The organism is Methylophaga sp., from assembly GCF_965655755.1.
Lineage (GTDB): Bacteria > Pseudomonadota > Gammaproteobacteria > Nitrosococcales > Methylophagaceae > Methylophaga.
In genome coordinates this window covers 1-2,939 of record NZ_CBFHHW010000067.1, presented here as the reverse complement: position 1 = coordinate 2,939, position 2,939 = coordinate 1, and the positions used below count along the sequence as shown (strand labels likewise).

The window sequence follows — 2,939 nt, the reverse complement described above, 5'->3', positions numbered from 1 at the left end:
CGAATCCAGCTGGAGGACATCGGTGGCGTTACCGCAAGCTTGGGTGTAGCGGCCTTTCGGACCACAGACAGTCCGGATTCATTCCTTCGGCGCGCAGACGACGCCCTTTACAGGGCCAAAGATACAGGGCGCAACAAAGTGATGTTGGAACAGATAAAGGACAAGGCGCCAGCGTTATAAAATCAGTCAAAACAAGCCAGATTCAAAATCAATTGGGTCTATGAAGCGTAACCGTCTCTTGCCATTGATATGAGCCGTCGCTGCGCCCACTCAAATCCTGTACTTCATAAAGACTATCACCGAGCTGAACCAAGTTATTACCACATCGGTACGCGTTAGAATCAGAACGTGCAAAGGCACTCTGACTTAACAGAACCAAAAGTATAATCATCCCCAACCACATAAAACCGCCTTTCGATAGTACAACCATAATGATAGGCCCTTTCGGCAGCACGACTCTTGGCTGAGTTATTTACATACACACAGCTCAATTCATGTGGATTGAATTTCACTCGTTTCCATCAGGAAAACAACGAATAGATATATTCCCAGCATTTTGAATGCTTAGCGTGTGATTATATCTTGGTTAAATGCTTAAATTTGTTCCATTGTGCGGGTTAATACAATACGATCAGATCCTAGTTACTTGCCCTCTTAAAGGTTCATTTTCAGTGTTTTCAAATTTTCTTCGGCCGAACAATCTCTCCCAAAAAATGATGCGTGTTATTTTTGTCATCTACTTTGGTGTAGCGTGCTTAATTACGGGCATACAGTTTCTGACAGAATATTTAAAAACGCAGGACTCGATATTAACTGAACTAAAACAACTGGAAGAGACTGTTAAAGGTCCTGTTTCAACAAGTTTATGGCAATACGACGACAAGCAATTGGACGTGTTAATTGATGGCTTAGTCACGATGCCCATTATTGAGGGTATCGACATTAGGGATAACCAAGGCAATACCATCGTTTCTAAACGTCTTTATAGTCTAGACGCTGAACCCTTCTCAATTTTTGATACCACAGCAGACTTAAGCTGGACACTTAATGGTGAAAATATTGCGCTTGGTACGATGGCGCTATATTCATCATCAAAAGTCGTTTTAGCTCGCGTATGGTTTGGCTTTGTATTGATTGCGATTACAGCAATCATAAAGTTATCGGTTTTATTTGGGCTATTTATCTGGGCTTTTAATCGCTACCTCGCTTTGCCACTTAAGGAGCTTATGTCACAAGTAGATGAAGTGCAGCTCAATCACACCTTAAACAAACGAATCACACTATCCAATTTGGATAACAATGAGCTTAATCAACTTCAAGCTCACATGAATGCCATGCTCACCAGCATGGAAAAAGATAGGCAGCGTCTATTAAATGATGAAAAAAGTAAACGCGAATGGTTAGAAAAAGCGGTAACAGAACGTACCACTGAGTTACAAATATTGAATGAACAACTCAAAGATGTTGCAGCGAAAGATTCGTTAACTGGCGTTCTAAATCGCGGTAATTTTTTTGAAACTGCACAGCGCCTTTTTTTGCTTTCCCAACGACAACATTCTCCTGCTTCATTCATTTTGATGGATTTAGATCACTTTAAACGCATTAATGATGAGTATGGTCATTTCATTGGTGATCACGTTTTGATTCACTTCATACAGACTATTCAAGGTTTATTGAGAAAATCTGACCTGCTCGGACGTGTCGGTGGCGAAGAATTTGCACTATTTCTATCGAATGCAGACAAGGATGAAGCCTATGTGATTGCCAACAAAATAAGACGGTCCATTAAAGCATCGACAGTAGAAATCGATGGCCAAAAAGTGACTTACACCGTCAGCCTAGGTATCGAATCCATGGGCCCTGAGGATCGCAGTATTGATCAACTATACAAACGTGCTGATGTAAAACTATATCAAGCAAAAGATAAGGGCCGTGATTGTGTTGAAATGTAAAAATATTGCCCTACTTTTATTCCTGATACTGCCCTTGGCAAAGGCCAACATGAGCCAGGCTGATACATTAAAAGTATGTTATGACCAATGGGCTCCAATGACCATTTTTCCAACTGAAACCTCGCCTGATCGGGGTGTTGTCATCGACATGCTGGCGCATATTTTCTCAGAAAAAGGCTATGAGATTGAATACTATGAAGTTCCTTTAGCGAGAGGCCTTGATATGGTCGCAGAGGGTCTATGCGATATGTTACCGGAATACTTACTTTCTCCCAGTTCTGGAAATGACTTTGTTTATGCTTCTGAGCCAACTTTTTCCTACTCAACGGCTTTTGTTATTAGGCGTGATGACCCCTGGCGATATGATGGGGTTGATTCCATTGAAGGCAAGCGTATTGCAACAGGGCCTGGCTGGGATTACAGTTCGGTTAGTGTCGATTACCAACACTACATAGATGCTCCTAAGCACTCAGGCTTGGTTGAAGTCATTGCCGGTACGGATGATGTTGTTGACCGAATCTTTCAAATGATTAAAGCGAACAGAGTCGACTTGTACGCCGATAATGATCTGGTGCTTCAACATACCTTACACAGACTTAATCTAGAGAATGACCTTCAAATCATTCGTCCCGGTTTTGACATGAAATTAGTTGAAATACCGATCTTCTCAACAGCTATACCGAAGGCAGAACGACAGAAACTTATCCAAATATGGAATGAGGGTCGCGTAGCAATGAGAGGTGAGAAAGAGACACTATTGCTAAAAAAATATAATGTCATTATTCAATGATAAATTCTTTACCGTCGACCAACTCAAGAATCACAGCAAAATCAAGGGGTAAGATACCTTTACTCTATAAATACTGACCGGCATTTTATTAAAGTGTTAGCAGCTCTTCATTAGGCATTCTAGTAATTTATCGTGCGGAGAAAATGGAATGAAAATCAATGACATCGGTTCTAACTCTGATTACGATGAGGAGGCAT

At 41.2% G+C, this 2,939-nt stretch carries 3 protein-coding genes; all 3 read left to right on the top strand.

Going from position 1 to position 2,939, the window contains the following annotated elements; all coding sequences use genetic code 11:
* A partial coding sequence (locus ACTF5U_RS12330; protein WP_438971931.1) for a diguanylate cyclase domain-containing protein occupies positions 1-180 on the top strand: 180 nt, incomplete at its 5' end.
* A 410-nt stretch (positions 181-590) separates the two neighbouring features.
* Complete coding sequence (locus ACTF5U_RS12325; RefSeq protein WP_438971930.1) at positions 591-1,952, top strand: diguanylate cyclase; 1,362 nt, start codon at positions 591-593, stop codon at positions 1,950-1,952.
* Positions 1,939-2,742 carry a substrate-binding periplasmic protein gene (locus tag ACTF5U_RS12320; RefSeq protein ID WP_438971929.1) on the top strand — a complete coding sequence of 268 codons (804 nt, stop codon included), beginning with the start codon at positions 1,939-1,941 and terminating at the stop codon, positions 2,740-2,742. Before ACTF5U_RS12325 ends, ACTF5U_RS12320 begins: the two co-directional genes overlap by 14 nt.
* Positions 2,743-2,939: the final 197 nt, after the last annotated feature.

Bases quoted from the DNA above. Each gene is read 5' to 3' on its own strand.
- ACTF5U_RS12325 (WP_438971930.1), top strand. From the start codon at position 591: ATGCTTAAATTTGTTCCATTGTGCGGGTTAATACAATACGATCAGATC.